This is a genomic window from Schaalia sp. HMT-172, assembly GCF_030644365.1.
Taxonomy (GTDB): domain Bacteria; phylum Actinomycetota; class Actinomycetes; order Actinomycetales; family Actinomycetaceae; genus Pauljensenia.
The window spans coordinates 1,111,842-1,128,169 of sequence record NZ_CP130058.1 but is presented as its reverse complement, the minus strand read 5'-3'; the positions used below and the strand labels follow the sequence as shown (position 1 = coordinate 1,128,169).

The 16,328-nt window shown below is 66.2% G+C and carries 13 protein-coding genes; 7 read left to right on the top strand and 6 right to left on the bottom strand.

What is annotated here, in order from left to right:
• Positions 1-2: 2 nt before the first annotated feature.
• From QU663_RS04665 to QU663_RS04655, 3 genes are read right to left on the bottom strand one after another with little or no spacing between them, the layout of a single operon-like run.
• Positions 3-1,013 (bottom strand): glycosyltransferase, encoded by a 1,011-nt coding sequence (locus QU663_RS04665; protein ID WP_021612663.1) that lies wholly within the window; start codon positions 1,011-1,013, stop codon positions 3-5.
• 31 nt (positions 1,014-1,044) lie between these two features.
• Entirely contained in the window at positions 1,045-1,656 is a 612-nt protein-coding gene (locus QU663_RS04660; protein WP_021612664.1) for a hypothetical protein, read from the bottom strand.
• Positions 1,657-1,700: 44 nt separating this feature from the next.
• Positions 1,701-4,160, bottom strand: a complete 2,460-nt coding sequence (locus tag QU663_RS04655) for a glycoside hydrolase family 3 C-terminal domain-containing protein (protein WP_021612665.1) — start codon at positions 4,158-4,160, stop codon at positions 1,701-1,703.
• Positions 4,161-4,289: 129 nt separating this feature from the next.
• On the opposite strand from QU663_RS04655, the gene QU663_RS04650 reads away from it, so the two are divergent.
• The 4 genes from QU663_RS04650 to QU663_RS04635 all read left to right on the top strand — a co-directional run bounded on the left by QU663_RS04650 (position 4,290) and on the right by QU663_RS04635 (position 7,234).
• Positions 4,290-5,168: an HAD hydrolase family protein gene (locus QU663_RS04650; protein ID WP_021612666.1), complete on the top strand. Its 879-nt coding sequence runs from the start codon at positions 4,290-4,292 to the stop codon at positions 5,166-5,168.
• Positions 5,169-5,241: 73 nt separating this feature from the next.
• Positions 5,242-6,447, top strand: a complete 1,206-nt coding sequence (locus QU663_RS04645; RefSeq protein WP_034482204.1) for an MFS transporter — start codon at positions 5,242-5,244, stop codon at positions 6,445-6,447.
• A gap of 92 nt (positions 6,448-6,539) precedes the next feature.
• On the top strand, positions 6,540-6,770 hold the full coding sequence (locus tag QU663_RS04640; protein ID WP_034482207.1) for a PTS transporter subunit EIIB: 231 nt from the start codon (positions 6,540-6,542) through the stop codon (positions 6,768-6,770).
• On the top strand, positions 6,767-7,234 hold the full coding sequence (locus tag QU663_RS04635) for a PTS glucose transporter subunit IIA (protein WP_021612669.1): 468 nt from the start codon (positions 6,767-6,769) through the stop codon (positions 7,232-7,234). Before QU663_RS04640 ends, QU663_RS04635 begins: the two co-directional genes overlap by 4 nt.
• 100 nt (positions 7,235-7,334) lie before the next feature.
• Here the strand turns inward: QU663_RS04635 and malQ are convergent, their stop codons facing one another.
• The 3 genes from malQ to ettA form a co-directional block, all read right to left on the bottom strand.
• A complete protein-coding gene (malQ, locus tag QU663_RS04630) occupies positions 7,335-9,485 on the bottom strand; it encodes a 4-alpha-glucanotransferase (RefSeq protein WP_021612670.1) in 2,151 nt (716 codons plus the stop codon).
• 42 nt (positions 9,486-9,527) lie between these two features.
• Positions 9,528-9,812 (bottom strand): PTS transporter subunit EIIB, encoded by a 285-nt coding sequence (locus QU663_RS04625; RefSeq protein ID WP_009056873.1) that lies wholly within the window; start codon positions 9,810-9,812, stop codon positions 9,528-9,530.
• Positions 9,813-10,102: 290 nt separating this feature from the next.
• Entirely contained in the window at positions 10,103-11,785 is a 1,683-nt protein-coding gene (ettA, locus tag QU663_RS04620; RefSeq protein WP_009056878.1) for an energy-dependent translational throttle protein EttA, read from the bottom strand.
• Between the two features lie 318 nt (positions 11,786-12,103).
• Here ettA and QU663_RS04615 point away from each other — a divergent pair, with 318 nt between their 5' ends.
• Genes QU663_RS04615 through QU663_RS04605 form a run of 3 tightly spaced genes read left to right on the top strand, consistent with a single transcriptional unit; the run spans position 12,104 to position 16,321 of the window.
• Positions 12,104-12,988 carry a biotin--[acetyl-CoA-carboxylase] ligase gene (locus tag QU663_RS04615; RefSeq protein ID WP_021612671.1) on the top strand — a complete coding sequence of 295 codons (885 nt, stop codon included), beginning with the start codon at positions 12,104-12,106 and terminating at the stop codon, positions 12,986-12,988.
• Positions 12,975-14,768: a biotin carboxylase N-terminal domain-containing protein gene (locus QU663_RS04610; protein ID WP_034482211.1), complete on the top strand. Its 1,794-nt coding sequence runs from the start codon at positions 12,975-12,977 to the stop codon at positions 14,766-14,768. Before QU663_RS04615 ends, QU663_RS04610 begins: the two co-directional genes overlap by 14 nt.
• Entirely contained in the window at positions 14,765-16,321 is a 1,557-nt protein-coding gene (locus tag QU663_RS04605; RefSeq protein WP_009056142.1) for an acyl-CoA carboxylase subunit beta, read from the top strand. The genes QU663_RS04610 and QU663_RS04605 overlap by 4 nt, the downstream gene beginning before the upstream one ends.
• Positions 16,322-16,328: the final 7 nt, after the last annotated feature.

Here is a 16,328-nt window from a genome sequence, read left to right as displayed (position 1 = left end):
TCTCAGTTGAAGCCGAGGACCGCCGCCGCGACCTTGTAGCCGCCGCGAACGACCTTCGGCGACGCGTGGCGCACGAGGCCGGCGAGCAGGTCCTGGCGCAGGCGGTCCGTGGCCTCGGGGTTGATCTGATCCATGGTCTCCCAGATCTGCTCCTTGAGGGCCAGGTGCTCTGGGGTGCCCGACAGCTGCGCCATGACGGAACAGACGACGGCGTTAATACGCAGGTAGTGGACCATGTAGCGCCAGAGCTTGTCCTCGACGTCGGCGCGCGGAGGCAGCGCACGGGTCATCGCCTCGTTGACACGGGCCAGCTGATCCAGGCGCGTGATCATGACCTTCTCGTTGACGGACTGGTCGTCGCGCCCGATGAAGTAGTGGTACAGGTCCACGTCCAGGTAGCGGATCGTCGAAATGTAGGGCAGCGGCACGAAGGAGTAGAGGTAGTCCACGTAGAACGTGTGCTCGGGCATGACCAGGCCGGACGCGCGCACGACCTCCGTGCGCATGGTGAGGGCGTGCATCATGAGGTACTGGTCGTAGCGGCAGCGGCGCAGGTCCGCCCACCCGAAGGTGCGCCCACGCGGCAGGACGTTGCGGTAGCGGATGACGGCCTTGTGAGCCTTGCCCTGCTTGTCGTACACGTAGTTGGTGACGAGCAGGTCCAGGTCGCGCCCGGCCTCGCGTTCCTCGCGCAGGACGTCGAGCACGGCGTTCGTGGCGCGCCGATCCAGCCAGTCGTCGGAGTCGACGACGCGCACGTGCGTGCCGGTGGCGGCGGCGAGACCGGCGTTGACGGCGCCGCCATGCCCCTTGTTCTCCTGGTGGATGACCCTCACGGAGGGGTAGCGAGCGGCCCACTCGTCGGCGATGTCCGCGGTGCGGTCCTTCGAACCGTCGTTGACGATGATCGCTTCGAGTTCGTCGCCGTATCCGACGAGCGTCGTCAGCGCCCGATCAAGGTAGTCTTCGGAATTGTAGGCGGGCACGATCACCGTTAGCAGCGGCGCGCTCATGGAGTCTCCTCTCGTGAAGTCTCCCCGTAGTTTACTGTGCCGCGCTGGCCTGCGCGTCCTCCGGCGTTGCTTCCTGCTTGAAAATCACCTTAAAGATGGGGAAGAACACCCAGAAGGAGATGGCCGCGTTGATGATCATCGTGATGACGTCGGCGACAGTTTCGCCGCCCGCACCCATCGCCGAGATCGCCCAGGCGTAGATCGGGTCCTTGTAGAGAACCTGGAGGGCGGCCGCGGCGATCGTGATGACGACGTAGGCGACCGTGTACCAGAACGCCGCCTTTCCTACTGACGAGTTGGATTTGAAGGTGACGTTGCGCTGGGCGAAGAAGTTGATGACCTGCGCGATCAGCAGGGTGATCTCGACGGCGAGGAAGTATGCGAGGCCGCCGCCTCCTCCCATCGACATGGAGCCCGCCGGGTAGTCGAAGAGGAAGACCGTGTGCCCGTGGGAGACGCCGACGGGCAGGAACTGGAAGGCCGTGTCAACCAGGCTCGTGTGCGCGAACACTGCCTTAAACGCCGGCATGAGGATGAGCTGCAGCACCGTGATGCCGTTGGAGAGGATGAAGAAGACGATGAACTGGGCGGCCGTGGTGTGCTTGTCTTCGAAGGCGCTCCACCAGCGCTTGAGAGCCTGCATGAGTTGTCCTTTACGTCAGTTGGTTGTACGAGGCCGGGGCCGCGTCATCGGGTCTGGTCGAGTTCGCGCTGGGTGGCCTTGTTAGCGCGCGCGTTGGAGATGAATCCGAGGGCGGCGCGGGTGAGTCCTCGCAGGGGGTGCCCGTTGACGGCCAGGAGGATCGCGTCCACCATGTCGGGGCTTGCCGCGCCATTGCTCATCTTCGCGATGGCACGGAAGGGCATGTTGAGGACGAAGAGGATGTTGAGATCCGGGGTTCCCTTCGCGTCCGCCTTCGCCTTGAGGGCGTGGAGCCCCCGTCCGGCGACGCGGGCGAGCCAGGTCTTGGCGCGCGTCATCTCAGAGAGCGGGTCGGTGGCGACCAGGTCGTCCGTGGGGTGGGCAGTGGGGATCGTTCGGCCCAGGAGGACGGCGAACTCGCCATTGGTGACGCCCGCGACGTCGGCGCTCAGGTAGTGGCCGAGTGCCGGGTCGATCGGCGCCGGTGTGGTCCCATCGATCTCGAGGGTGGCGCTCAGGGGCGTGTCGACGACGTTGCGCCCCACGCGGACCCACCAGGTTCCGGCCTCCCTCTCCCACGCACCGCGCGAGGTCTCCCAGTGGCGGAAGGTATAGCGGTCGAAGGGAATCGTGACGCTCACCGACTCTCCGGCGCCGACCTCCACCTTGGTGAATCCCTTGAGCTCGCGGGCTGGGCCGAACACGCCGCCGGGGGCGCTCACGTAGAGCTGGACGACCTCGGCGCCGTCGCGCGTGGAGGTGTTGGTGACCGTCAGGGTCGCCCCCTCCTCGTTCACGGTGAGGTCGGAGTATTCGAAGCTCGAGTAGGACAGGCCGTAGCCGAAGGGGAAGACAACGTCCATGCCTGCAGTCGTGAAGTAGCGGTAGCCGACGAAGGGACCTTCTCGGTAGTAGGCCAGCGGTCCGGTCGCCGGGTACCAGGCGGCCGTCGGATGGTCTTCGTAGGAGCGCGCGTAGGTTTCGGCCAGGCGCCCCGACGGGTTGACGACACCGGTGAGGACGTCCAGCATCGCGCCTGCGCCTCCCTGACCGGTCAGGTACCCGTTGACGAGCGCGGGGACGGCACTCGCCCACGGCATCTCGACGCTGGCCCCACCGGTGAGGACGACGACGGTACGAGGATTGGCTGCGACAACGGCCTCGACGAGTCGATCCTGCCCCTCGGGCAGACGCATGTGCGGGCGGTCCAGGCCTTCGGATTCGGCCAGCTCGTCGAGTCCCACGTAGAGGAGCGCCACGTCGGAGCGCGCGGCGAGGGCCACGGCCTCGGCGATGAGGGCGTCGCTCGTTCCACCATGACGGTCGTAGCCGCGCGCGTATCCGGTCAGGACGAGGCCTCGGGAGGTCTCTCCCCCAGCTTCGAGCAGTTCGCGCGGCGCCTCGACGCGCGTGGGGTTGACCTGGGAGGAACCCGATCCCTGGAAGCGGGGCGTATCGGCGAGGTCGCCGATGAGGGCAACCCTCGTCCCTGCGTTCAGGGGTAGCAGATCGTCCTCGTTGCGCAGGAGCGTGATCGCCTCGGAGGCGATGCGCTGTGCCAGCTCGTGGTGCTCCTCGAGGTCGTAGGGCGTAGGCGCGGGCAGGCCGGCGCTCGCGGCCGCCACGCTCAAGACCTCCTGGGCGCGCGCGTAGACGTCGGACGCGCCCAATTCCCCGGCCTCGACGGCCGCGACGATCTGGCGGGCGCCCGCCAGACCCGGGGCTGGCATCTCCAGGCTGCCGCCGGCGCGCGCCGCCTCAACGGCGCTGTTCGAACCGCCCCAGTCGGAGATGACCATGCCGTCGAATCCCCACTCGGTGCGCAGGATGTCGGTGAGAAGGTGCTTATTTTCGTGGGCATACGTGCCGTTGACGAGGTTGTAGGAGCTCATGATCGCCCGCGGCTTCGCGGCTCGGCACACGATCTCGAAGCCAGTCAGGTAGATCTCGCGCATCGTGCGCTCATCCACGATGGAATCCGACGCCATGCGGCGCAGCTCCTGGGAGTTGACGGCGAAGTGCTTGGGGCAGGCGGCGGTCCCCGTCGACTGGATTCCTTCGACGAGTCCGGCCGCCATGCGCCCGGAGAGAACCGGGTCTTCGGAGAAGTACTCGAAGTTACGCCCGCACAGGGGCGAACGCTTGATGTTGAGGCCGGGGCCGAGCAGGACGTCGACGCCGAGGCCTCGGGCCTCCAGCCCCAGCGCCTCGCCCATGTCGCGCGCGAGCTCGGGGTTCCAGGTGGCCGCGAGCGCGGAGGCCGTCGGGAAGCAGGTCGCCTTCTCGGATTCGGCGATGCCCAGGTGATCGGCGTCGCCGAGTTGGCGGCGCACGCCGTGGGGCCCGTCGCTCATCACGAAGGAGGGAACGCCTGCCGCCCGGATCGCACGGGAGTCCCAGGCGCTGGAACCGGACAGAAGCGCTGCCGCTTGCAGGAGGGTGAGGTCACTAGCGTCCGTCAGTGCTGCGTGTTCCATCGTCGTGAACTGCCTTTCGTGCTCCATCGCGGGTATTGTCGATGGTTCCAGTGTGGACCGTTGTCGCTCCGCTCGACCGACCGTGCGCATGATTTGTCGTTTGCGGGGCCTGTTCTGCACGTCCGTGGCCTTTTGTCACTGAGATAGGATGGTTGTATGAGAGACACCGATGCTCCTGCGCAGGCTCGAAACGAGGCCGATTCTCCCCGCGCGGTCTTCGTTGACATCGACGGGACGCTGTGCGATTCACGTCAGCGTGTCCCCGATTCGGCGGTTCGAGCGCTGAGTCGGGTGCGGGAGAGAGGTCACCGCCTGTTCGTGTGCACGGGACGGTCCGTGCCCGAGATTTACCCGCGCTTCATCGACCTGGGCTTCGAGGGGGTGGTCGGCGGGGCCGGAGGATACGCCGCCGTTGGTAACAAGGTGCTGCTCGACGAGCGAATGCCTCGCGAGCACGTCGATGTGTTGACTGCCCTGTGGGAGGACCTTGACGCTTTCTTCATCTGGCAGGGCCCCGACCAGATGGGTCCCTCCGAGGGCTACCTCGACTTCTTTGTCCCCCGCGCCGGCAAACATCCTGAGGACTGGATCGAATACGCTCAGTCAATTTCGCCCTTTATCGTCGACATCGACGGTGGGGCTTTCACGAAGGTGACGGCCTACGTGCCACCGGACAAGGCCTCCCTGGAGCGCGTGAGCGCCGCCCTCCCGGAAGGCTACCGGGCCATCATCGGCTCGGTGGGAGCGGCCGGGTATGTCCCCTTCGAGATCATTCCGGATCACCTGTCCAAGGCGGTGGGTATCCAGGCCGTCTGCAAGCACGTCGGTATTGCCCTGTCTGACACCGTGGCGATCGGCGACTCCAATAACGACGTCGAGGCCGTGGCGCGCGCTGCCGTCGGCATCAGCATTGGCGGTGGCTGCGATGACCTGGTTGCGGTCGCCGACATCGTTGCCCCCGCAGTCGGCCAGGGCGGCCTTGCCTGGGCGCTGGCAGCCGCCGGACTCATCGACGAAGCACCCACACCGGCCTAGGCCTCGGTGATGACAGATGGTTCTCTCCGTCAGATCCTGGCTCCACCACCCACTCACCCATAACGTTGCTTTCATGCACCTGTGGGCGGGACAAACCGCCGCAGAGATCGGCTTCCAGGTGGGAGCCCTGGCGACCTCGGCGATCGCGATCAGCCTCCTGCACGCCAGCGAAACCCAGATCGGACTGCTTTCCGCCCTGCAGACCCTCGCATTTTTGCTCGTCGGCTTGCCCGCCGGCGCCTGGGTGGACCGGTGGCGCAAGCGCCACGTCATGATCGCCGCGAACCTCACGCGCATCACGGCCCTGACGTCTATCCCCCTGGCCTACATCCTCTCGTCACTGACCCTCGTACACCTCATGGTCGTCGCCACCATCCTCGGCCTATCCACCGTCTTCTTCGACGTCGCCTACCAGTCCTACGTCCCGCTGATCGCCTCCAAGCGGTACATCGGCGCGGCCAACGGGCGCCTCGAGGCCTCGTACCAGGTCGGCCTTGCCGGGGGTCCAGGGCTGGGCGGCTGGCTCCTCGGGGTAGTCGCCCCTCCCCTGGCATACCTGCTGACGGCATCGACGTACGTGTGCTCGACCTGGGCGATCTGGCGCATCCGCACCCCAGAGCCACGCCCCGCTCACTCCGAGGCGTCGCTTCGTTCTCAGATTGTTGAGGGGCTCTCTTTCGTTCGTGGGCAACGCCTCCTCTTTCCCCTGTTTTCCTGCATTGCGTGCGCAGCGTTCGCCGCAGCGGGAATACAGGTTCTCCTGCCCATCCTGGTCCTGCGAACCCTCGGCATGAGCGCCACGCAGCTGGGGCTTTTGCTGTGCGCGGGCGCGCTCGGCGGAATCTTCGGGGCGCTCACGAGACCGGCGTGGATCACGCGCCTTGGAATCGGACGCTGCATCGTCGCAACGAACATCATCGGTGTCTCGGTCCTCCTTGCCCAACCCGCATCCGTCCACGTCCCGGGCGCCGCCACATGGGTCATCGCTTGCTCCGGCGTCATCTCGTCGTATTTCATCACCATCTATAACGTCACCCAGATGAGCCTGCGTCAGGAAATCTGCCCGCCCGACATGCTTGGGCGCATGAACGCGATCTTCCGCTTCGCAGTCTGGGGCGTCATGCCGCTCGGATCCCTCGCATCGGGTGTCGTCGCGTCATGGGCAGGCGTCGAGGCGACCATGTATATCTTCACAGCGATCTCAATCGCGGCGGGCATCGCCATGGGCTTCACCCCTGCGGCTCGTATTCGAGGGGCGAGCGCCGCCGAGGTCTCATAATGTGACGCGCGTCCGGGAATTTTCCGCGCACCCACCCGCCCGAGCGCGATACCATAAGTGTGAGGCAAACCGCATACGCCAAGGAGGACACCATGAGCACCGCAACGACCATCGTCGAGGCCCTGGGCGGTTGGGACAACATCTCCAACCTGGAAGCCTGCATCACGCGCATTCGCCTGGACGCGGCGAACACCGACCTCATCGACGAGGCCAAGCTGCGCGCCGCCGGCGCCTTCGACGTCGTCATCGTCGCGGACGCGGTCCAGGTCGTCATGGGCCCCGACTCCGAGGACCTCGTCGACGAGATGCTCGCCAGTCGGTGACGCTCTCGGTCCGAGCGCCCTTCTCCGCGCACGTCGTACCACTGAGCGAAGTACCCGATCCAGTCTTCGCCAGCGGCGTCGTCGGTGACGGCTGCGCCCTTGTGCCTACCGCCGCCGAGGACTGCGTCACCGTGCATTCCCCCATCAACGGCGTCGTCACGAAGCTCAAGCCGCACGCGGCCATCGTGACCTCCACACGCGGCGTCTCGATCCTCGTCCACCTGGGCATCGACACGGTGATCCTGAACGGCAAGGGCTTCGCCCTCCTGCTCGAGGAGGGCGATGTCGTGGCGACCGGCGACCCGCTCATCCACTGGGATCTCGCCCCGGTTCGCGACGCGACTCTTTCCCCCTGCGTCCCTATCATCGTCGTGAGCCCACCCGGTCTCGCGGCAACGTCGCACGTGCGAGGCAGCCAGGTCTCCATCCTCGACCCGGTTTTCTCCATCGAGGATCCTGCGTAAGGGGACGCGGCACGCGAGGCAGCCCACGACACACGACGAACGAGTAACCCCGCAGCCTCTGAGGGCTGCGGGGTTACTGCTTGATGTCCCGAGGTCAGTGTCAGCGCACCGATCCGGTCAGCAGGGCGAAAAGCGAGGTGAGGCGCTCGTTGGTGGGCAGCTCCTCGATGAAGACCTCCTCGCCGTCAGAGTCGCACAGGGGCACGCACCAGTTGGGGTACTGGTCCGCTCCGGTACCGGGCATGTTCTGCGGGCGCACGTCACCCACCGCGTCGACCAGTGAAGCGACAATAAGCTTGGAAGGAACCTTCCCGACGTAGCGGTACAGGCCCTCAACCATCTCACGTTCGGACGGCTCCGCGCCGTCGATGCACCCATACTCGTGCAGGCGCGCCGCAATCCGCTCCAACTCCAGGCGGTCGCCCGCGCGCACGGTCTCGATATCGTCGGTCAGCAGGCCGAGCTCGCTGCGCAGCGTTGTCTGGATGCCGCGGATGTAGCCGAGGGTCGGGGGCAGGTCGTGGATATTGACCGCAGCCAGCGCGCGTTCGCGGTAGTGCTCGGGACGCAGCGGCCAGCCGCCGCCGTCCTTTTCGAACCACACGACCGAGGTGCCCAGAACACCGCGATCACGCAGGTAATCGCGCACCCACGGCTCGACGACGCCCAGATCCTCGCCGATGACGACCGCACCGGCACGCTGGGCCTCGAGCAGGATGACTCCCATCATGGCCTCGTGGTCGTAGTACACGTAGGTGCCCTCGGTGGCGGCGCAGCCCTCCGGGATCCACCACAGGCGGAACATGCCCAGGATGTGGTCGATACGCACGGCACCCGCGTTGGCCAGGGCGGCACGAACCATGTCGCGCAGCGGCGTGTAGCCACTCTCCGCGAGGGAACGCGGCGACCACGGCGGCTGGGACCAGTTCTGGCCCTGCTGGGAGTAGACGTCCGGCGGGGCGCCCACGGTCATGCCCGTGGCGAAGAGCTCGGGACGGCTCCACTTCTCGGAGCCATGACCGTGCACGCCCACGGCCAGGTCGGCCATGATGCCGATCTCCATGCCGACCTCACGCGCCACCTGCTGGGCGTGAGCGAGCTGCTCAGAGGCGATCCACTGGCACCACTCGTAGAAGTTCACGCGGTCAGCCAATTCGAGGCGCTCAAGTTCGACGCGCGGCGAGGACGAACGCTCAAGATCCTCGGGCAGCTCGATCGTCCCCTCGCGCTCCACGAGAGCACACCACAGCGCATAGTTCGACAGCTCGGTTCCGCCGTCTTCGACGAAATGATCGAACTGGGACTGGCGGTGGTAAGAGCGCGGCACGGCGAAGATGATCTCAAGCGCCTTGCGCTTGGCCTCCCACGCACGATCACGGTCGATGAGATCCTCGCGGCTTGCGAACTGGCGCGTCTCGTCGCGCAGCTGCTCGATGGTCTCGCGCGCGGACTGCGGCAGCGCCGCGTATTCCTCGATGGACTCGGGGCGAATGTAGATCTGGTTGAGCCACCGCCGCGACACCGGCAGGTACGGGGACGTCTCCAGCGGAGAAACGGGCTGCGAGGCGTGCACCGGATTGATGAGCAGGAAGTCCGCGCCCTTGTCCGCGCAGACGGCGGCCAGATCGGCCAGGTCTGTCGCATCGCCGATACCCCAGGAGGATGCCGAGCGCGTCGAGTAGAGCTGGGCGTTAACGCCCCACACGCGGCGGGAGGACTCCAGGATGGGCAGCGAGAGCGTATGCGGAACGATGATGAGGGTCGCAGATTCGACGTGCCCACCTTCGACGGTGGCGACGAGGCGGTGCCATCCCAGCGGCAGCCAGTGAGGGACATCGAAGGTCGCGCGACCCACGAGCTCACCGTCAATCATGCGCGGGGGCACGTAGCGATCGATCTGCTCGCACATCCCCTTGCGCCCGTCTTCGAGAACCCACTGCACGTTGACCCACGAGCCGTCGGGCACGTGCACGGGGAAGAGGTAGCCGCCGCCCTCGCGGGCCACGATCGTCGGAGGCAAGGTCCGACGCCACTCGCGCTCCTCGGTCAGCTGCATCGCATGGTCGACGTCTCCCACCGTGGACGATTCGTTGAGGGGAAGACCGAGGGCGCCGAGAACCTTGAGAAGGGTTGGGGCGCTGACGCCCACCCAATTCCCATACCAGTCCCAAAAGCCGGTCGCGATGCCGTTAGCATCGGCGATACGTCGCAGCTGGTCGATATTGTCTGATGCGGGGGAATGGATATCCACGGAAACTAGCTCTCTACGTTGTGGGCTGGGAACATCTTAATATTATGCGTGGGCCCGCTGTGACAGAGCCTCCACAGGCGTGTCATGGGCCACGGATTGAATCGACGCGATCATCGCGGTCGCAATATCGTCAGAGTTTGCCCCGCACACGATCTGAACAACATCACCCGAACGCACGACGGCCAACACGCCGTCGACGCGCAGTGCAGCTTCATCGACCGCCCGCTGAGTCTTTACTTGAACACGGATGCGCATTGTGCAAGGTTCGACCTCAACGATATTGAGGTGTCCACCCAGCGCGTCGATAAGCGTCTGTTCGATCGCCATCGGAGCCCCTTTCACGCTGTCGAAATTTTGCGATTCGAGTCACATAGTAGATGTGACCTGCGCAAAAGGCAAGTGGGGTCCGCAACATGGGCACGCGACTTGTCAAGCCGACCATACCCCCTGGAGAGTGCTCGTTTCGATGACATGCAGCACCGACTATTGATACTGTCAAGCCTCCTTGAAAATGACGCCGGAGCAGCCGCCCGACGACAAACGAGCACGCCACCGAGGCCGCGACAACGACGAGCGGGGGAAGGCCATACAGCCCTCCCCCGCCCCGGCGACAAGTGTCAGTCGCGCGTCAGCTTGCGGTGCGTCACGCGGTGCGGATTGGCAGCGGCCTCACCGAGGCGCTCCACCTTGTTCTTTTCGTAGGCCTCGAAGTTGCCCTCGAACCAGTACCACTTGTCGGGATGCTCCTCGGTCCCCTCCCACGCGAGGATGTGGGTGGCGACGCGATCCAGGAACCAACGGTCGTGCGTGACAACGACGGCGCAACCGGGGAAAGCCAGGAGGGCGTTCTCCAGCGAGCCGAGGGTTTCGACATCCAGGTCGTTGGTCGGCTCGTCCAGCAGGAGGAGGTTGCCGCCCTGCTTAAGGGTCAGGGCCAGGTTCAGGCGGTTACGCTCACCACCGGAGAGGACGCCCGCAGGCTTTTGCTGGTCCGGGCCCTTGAAGCCGAACGCCGAGACGTAGGCGCGAGAGGGCATCTCGACGTTGCCGACCTGAATGAAGTCGAGGCCGTCGGAGACAACCTGCCACAGGGTCTTGTCGGGGTCGATGCCGGCGCGAGTCTGGTCGACATAGCTAATCTTGACGGTCTCGCCGATCGTCAGCTCACCACCGTCGAGGGGCTCCAGACCGACGATCGTCTTAAACAGCGTGGTCTTGCCGACACCGTTGGGGCCGATGACGCCCACAATGCCGTTGCGCGGCAGAGAGAAGGACAGGCCGGAGATGAGCGAGCGATCACCAAAGCCCTTCTGGAGATCCTTGGCCTCGATGACCACGTTACCCAGGCGCGGGCCCGGCGGGATCTGGATTTCCTCGAAGTCGAGCTTGCGAGTGCGCTCAGCCTCGGCGGCCATTTCCTCATAGCGGGCCAGACGGGCCTTCGACTTTGCCTGGCGACCCTTGGCATTCGAGCGGACCCACTCGAGCTCTTCCTTCAGGCGCTTGGCCAGCTTGGCATCCTTCTGCCCCTGAACCTGCAGACGCTTCTCCTTGGTCTCCAGGTAAGTCGAGTAGTTGCCCTCGTAGGGGTAGAGGTGACCGCGGTCGACCTCGGCGATCCAGCCGGCGACGTGGTCGAGGAAGTAACGGTCGTGGGTAACGGCGATGACCGCGCCCGGGTAGGATGCGAGGTGCTTCTCCAGCCAGAGGACGGACTCGGCGTCCAGGTGGTTGGTCGGCTCGTCGAGGAGCAGCAGGTCGGGCGCCTCGATGAGGAGCTTGCACAGCGCGACGCGGCGGCGCTCACCACCCGACAGGACGGAGACAGGCTGATCCGGCGGCGGGCAACGCAGCGCGTCCATCGCCTGATCGAGCTGGGAGTCGATGTCCCATGCATTGGCCGCATCGATCTGCGTCTGCAGCTTACCCATCTCGTCCATGAGGGCATCGAAGTCGGCGTCCGGGTTGGCCATCTCTTCGGAGATCTCATTGAAGCGGGCAAGCTTGGCGAAGATGTCGGCCGCGCCCAGGCGCACGTTTTCGATGACGGTCTTCGTCTCGTCCAGGACAGGCTCCTGCATGAGGATGCCGACCGAGTAGCCGGGGGTCAGGCGAGCTTCACCGTTGCTGGGCTCGTCCAAGCCGGCCATGATCTTCAGGATCGAGGACTTGCCGGCACCGTTGGGGCCGACCATGCCGATCTTGGCGCCCGGAAAGAAGGCCATGGTGACATCGTCGAGGATGACCTTGTCACCGATGGCCTTGCGAGCCTTGATCATCTGATAAATAAACTCCGCCACGTTACTCCGTTCGGGTGGTTCGGGGCGCGCACGCGCGCGCGGGTTCCCCCCTATCGTAGCGACCCAGTGCGCGCGGGGTCATAGCCCGGGGCGAGGCAGGCGTCGGTGATCCTCATCTCAGGGCCAAATTGCGCGGGTTTCGCGCCTTCCGCGCAGTGCCGCGCATCGTGCTTGGTTACGCCTCCGTAGTGATTTGCCAAAAACTATTGCAATTTTTTAAAAAGTACGTGCATGTCGCCAACTTTTAAGACAAACTTTTAAGTACCGGGGCGCATGTGCGCCTCTGTCAAACACGGCCACCCACGGGAAGGAGAGCACATGAGAGCCCCCACGCGCATCTCCATCGACACGGCGCACGCCCCCGTCTATCACGTTCCCAGTGCCTCCTCGACGCTCGACGTGGCCGCCCACCTCCTCGCGGACACCGCCACGCCCACCCCCCACCTGACGACCATCATCGCCGATAGTCAAAGCGCGGGACGCGGGCGACTCGGACGCTCCTGGGTCACCCCACCCGGCCAGGCCCTCCTCGCCTCCACAATCGTCTCCCTGCCCGCATCCCTGCCCACCGAGGCGCTGGGATGGCTCCTTCATGCCTGCGCGCTGGCCGTGCGTGACGCCCTCTCCGAGCGGCTGACACCCCTCGGCCACGCGATCACCCTCAAGTGGCCCAACGACGTCCTCGTGGACGGTCAACGCAAAATCTGCGGCATGCTCGCCCAACTCGCCCCTGCCTCGTCCCCCTTCACGACCTGCGTCATCCTCGGCTACGGCATCAACATCGCCCAACCGGCCGGGACCATGCCCACCGCCCAGGCCACCTCCCTGTTCGCGCAAGGTGACACCCACGCCGGGGAGGACCCCACCGGAGTCTCCCACCAGCTCCTCGCCGCGATCCTGGCCGGGCTCGACGCGCGTATCCGCGCCCTCATCGCCCACGGCGACGCCGTCTCTAGCGGCCTTCACGCCGAGGCCGAGGCCGCCCTGCCCCTCATCGGCACCCGCATCGTTCTCGCCAGCCCCACCGACGCGCACGGAACTCCGGCGCTCGAAGGACTCGCAACCGGACTCGCCCCCAGCGGAGCGCTGCTGCTGCGCACCGACGACGGGTGCACCCACCAGATCGACGCCGGAGACGTCCTGACGACCGGCACCCCCCTGACCCCCGTTCACGACACCAAGGAGAAGCGTGCGAACAATTAACCGAATCCTCGTCGCCAACCGCGGCGAAATCGCCCTGCGCGTGTGCCGTACCGCCACCGACATGGGTATCGCCACGATCGCCGTCTACGCCGACCAAGACATGGCCGCGCCCCACACGCGCGAAGCCGACGAGGCGCTCTCCCTGGGCGGAGACGACGCCGCGTCCACCTACCTCAACGGCGACAAGATCCTGGCCATCGCCCTCGAAACGGGAGCCGACGCCATCCACCCCGGATACGGCTTCCTGTCCGAAAACTCCGAATTTGCGCGTGCCGTCGAGGACGCCGGCATCGCGTGGCTCGGCCCCTCCTCCTCTGTCATCGACGCCCTGGGCGATAAGATCAACGCCCGCCGCATCGCCCAGGCGTGCGGCGTCGCCCCCGTACCCGGCGTCTCCGAGCCCGTGACCTCGCGCGACGAGGTCGAGGCCTTCATCGCCTCCGCCGGTTACCCCGTGGTGCTCAAGCGCGCCGACGGCGGCGGCGGACGCGGCATCAGCATCATCCGCACGGCAGCCGACCTGGACCTGTTCTTCGCGCGCCACACCGACGCCGCCGACCTCGGCGCCCACTTCGTCGAGCGCTTCGTCGAGGTCGCCCGCCACGTCGAAACCCAGTCCGCGCGCGACTCGCTGGGCAACTTCCACGTCATCTCCACGCGCGACTGCTCGGTCCAGCGCCGCAACCAGAAGCTCGTGGAAGAAGCCCCCGCGCCCTTCCTGCCCGACGGCGCCCACGACAAGCTCGTCGAAGCCTCCCGCGCGCTCTTCGAGCACGTCGACTACGTCGGCGTCGGCACCGTCGAATTCCTGCTCGAACCGGACGGCAACATCTGGTTCCTCGAAGTCAACCCGCGCCTCCAGGTCGAGCACCCCGTCTCCGAAGAGGTCACCGGCATCGACCTGGTGCGCGAGCAGATCCGCATCGCCCAGGGCCTGGCACTCACCACTCCCCCCGAGCCGCGCGGCCACTCCTTCGAGTTCCGCATCACCTCCGAAGACCCCTCCAAGGACCTGACCCCCACCGCGGGCCGCCTCGACGAGGTGCACTGGCCGCTCGGCCCCGGCATCCGCCTCGAACTCGGCATCGACCAGGGCGACTCCGTCCAGACCGCCTTCGACTCCATGATCGCCAAGGTCATCGTCACGGGCGCCGACCGCGAGCAAGCCCTGGCCCGTTCCCGCCGCGCGCTGGCCGAATTCTCCGTCCAGGGCGTCGCCACCCCCGTCCCCGTCTACCAGGACATCATCAACGATCCCGACTTCTGCGGCGTCGGCGGCTTCAACATCTCCACCCGCTGGTTCGAGACCACGTTCATGCCCCAGCACGACTACTCGGATCTGGCGACCCCCGCCGAGGCCTCGTCCACCGCGGACCTGCCCCGCCAGACCTACATCATCGAGCTCGACGGCCGCCGCGTCTCTCTGACCCTGCCCGCCGGCATGTTCAACGCCCCCTCGGCCCCCGCTCCCCGCCCGCCGCAGCCGCTGCGCTCGACCCCGCGGCGCTCCGCGACCTCCACGCACCAGGCCGGGCCCCACCAGGGCGCCCCCGGCGACATCGTCGCGCCCATGCAGGCCATCGTCGTCGCCCTGGCCGTGTCCGAGGGCGACCAGGTGGAGGAAGGCCAACTCGTGGCCGTCCTCGAGGCCATGAAGATGGAAAAGCCGCTGCTGGCTCCCCGCGCGGGCACCGTCACCTCCCTGTCCATCAAGCAGGGCGACACCGTCACGGCCGGAACTCGCATCGCACACATCGCCACTGACAAGGAGGCGCAATGACCACCCCCAACCGGTTCACGCGCGAAGGGTTCATTCAGGCCCAGGAAGCGATCGCCCAGGCGGCCGAGGAGAAGGCCGCCCAGCGCCAGCACGCCAAACAGAAGCTCACCGCGCGCGAGCGCCTCGCCCTGTTCTTTGACGACGGCGTGTGGCACGAGGTCGGCCAGTTCATCGGCGGGTCGGTGCGCGCCGGTCGCGTGGGTTCGGCCGTCGCCGCCGGGTACGGCCGCGTGCAGGGGCGCATGGTCGCCGCCTACGCGCAAGACTTCTCGGTGCTGGGCGGGACCCTGGGCAAGGTTGAGGGCGACAAGATTGTGGACCTCATCGACATGGGTATTCGCATGCGCATCCCAATCGTCGGCATTCAGGACTCGGGTGGTGCCCGCATCCAGGAGGGTGTCGTCGCCCTGGCCCAGTACGGTCGCATCTTCAAGAAGACGTGCGAAGCCTCGGGCCTGGTTCCCCAGATTTCGATCATCCTGGGCCCCTGCGCGGGCGGTGCCGTCTATCAGCCAGCCCTGACCGACTTCATCGTCATGACGCGCGAGAACTCGCACATGTTCGTCACCGGCCCGGACGTTGTGGCCGCAACGACGGGTGAGAAGGTCACGCTCGATCAGCTCGGCGGTGCTGCGATCCACAACTTCCAGTCCGGCGTCGCCCACCACATGGCGGACACAGAAGACGAGGCGATCGACTACGTGCGTTCGCTCCTGGATTACCTGCCGTCTTCGTGCGAGGTCGCGCCCCCGAAGTACGAATACGTTGCCAACCCCGAGGATGAGGCCGCTGCCCGCGCGGTCGCAGACCTGGTACCGACGTCGGTTCGTCAGCCCTACGATGTGCGCGACGTCGTGCGCGCGCTGGTCGATCACGGCGAGTACGTGGAGATTCAGGATCTCTTTGCTCCCAACGTGACAATCGGTTTTGCGTGCGTGGATGGCCAGTCGGTGGGCATCGTGGCGAATCAGCCGATGAGCGACGCGGGCACGCTGGACGTAGATGCGTCGGAGAAGGCGGCGCGTTTCGTGCGTTTCTGCGATGCATTTGGCCTGCCGGTCGTGACCTTGGTGGATGTTCCCGGCTATCGCCCGGGTACCGAGCAGGAGCAGGCGGGCATCATCCGTCGCGGCGCGAAGGTGATTGTTGCCTACGCGAACGCGACCGTCCCGATGGTGACCGTGATTCTGCGCAAGGCCTACGGCGGTGCCTACATCGTGATGGGGTCGAAGTCGATTGGCGCGGATCTGGCGTTCGCGTGGCCGGACGCCCAGATCGCGGTCATGGGCGCTGAGGGTGCGGCCTCGATCATGTATCGCCGCGAGTTGGCGGCGGCCCGCGAGAACGGGACCTTCGAGGAGACGAAGGCTGAGCTTGTGGCCCGTTATGAGGACGAGACGGTTAACCCGGAGGTGTCCGTGGCCTCGGGTCAGCTCGACGGCATCATCGCCCCGGCCGACACTCGCCAGACCATCATCGATTCCCTGCATCTGCTGGCCACGAAGGACCAGCGCGCCCCCCATGTGAAGCGTCACGACAACGGCCCCCTGTGACCGGTGT

Bases quoted from the DNA above. Each gene is read 5' to 3' on its own strand.
- QU663_RS04625 (WP_009056873.1), bottom strand. From the start codon at position 9,812: ATGGCGATCGAACAGACGCTTATCGACGCGCTGGGTGGACACCTCAAT.
- QU663_RS04640 (WP_034482207.1), top strand. From the start codon at position 6,540: ATGAGCACCGCAACGACCATCGTCGAGGCCCTGGGCGGTTGGGACAAC.
- QU663_RS04605 (WP_009056142.1), top strand. From the start codon at position 14,765: ATGACCACCCCCAACCGGTTCACGCGCGAAGGGTTCATTCAGGCCCAG.
- QU663_RS04665 (WP_021612663.1), bottom strand. From the start codon at position 1,013: ATGAGCGCGCCGCTGCTAACGGTGATCGTGCCCGCCTACAATTCCGAA.
- QU663_RS04660 (WP_021612664.1), bottom strand. From the start codon at position 1,656: ATGCAGGCTCTCAAGCGCTGGTGGAGCGCCTTCGAAGACAAGCACACC.
- QU663_RS04655 (WP_021612665.1), bottom strand. From the start codon at position 4,160: ATGGAGCACGAAAGGCAGTTCACGACGATGGAACACGCAGCACTGACG.
- QU663_RS04615 (WP_021612671.1), top strand. From the start codon at position 12,104: ATGAGAGCCCCCACGCGCATCTCCATCGACACGGCGCACGCCCCCGTC.
- QU663_RS04650 (WP_021612666.1), top strand. From the start codon at position 4,290: ATGAGAGACACCGATGCTCCTGCGCAGGCTCGAAACGAGGCCGATTCT.
- QU663_RS04645 (WP_034482204.1), top strand. From the start codon at position 5,242: ATGCACCTGTGGGCGGGACAAACCGCCGCAGAGATCGGCTTCCAGGTG.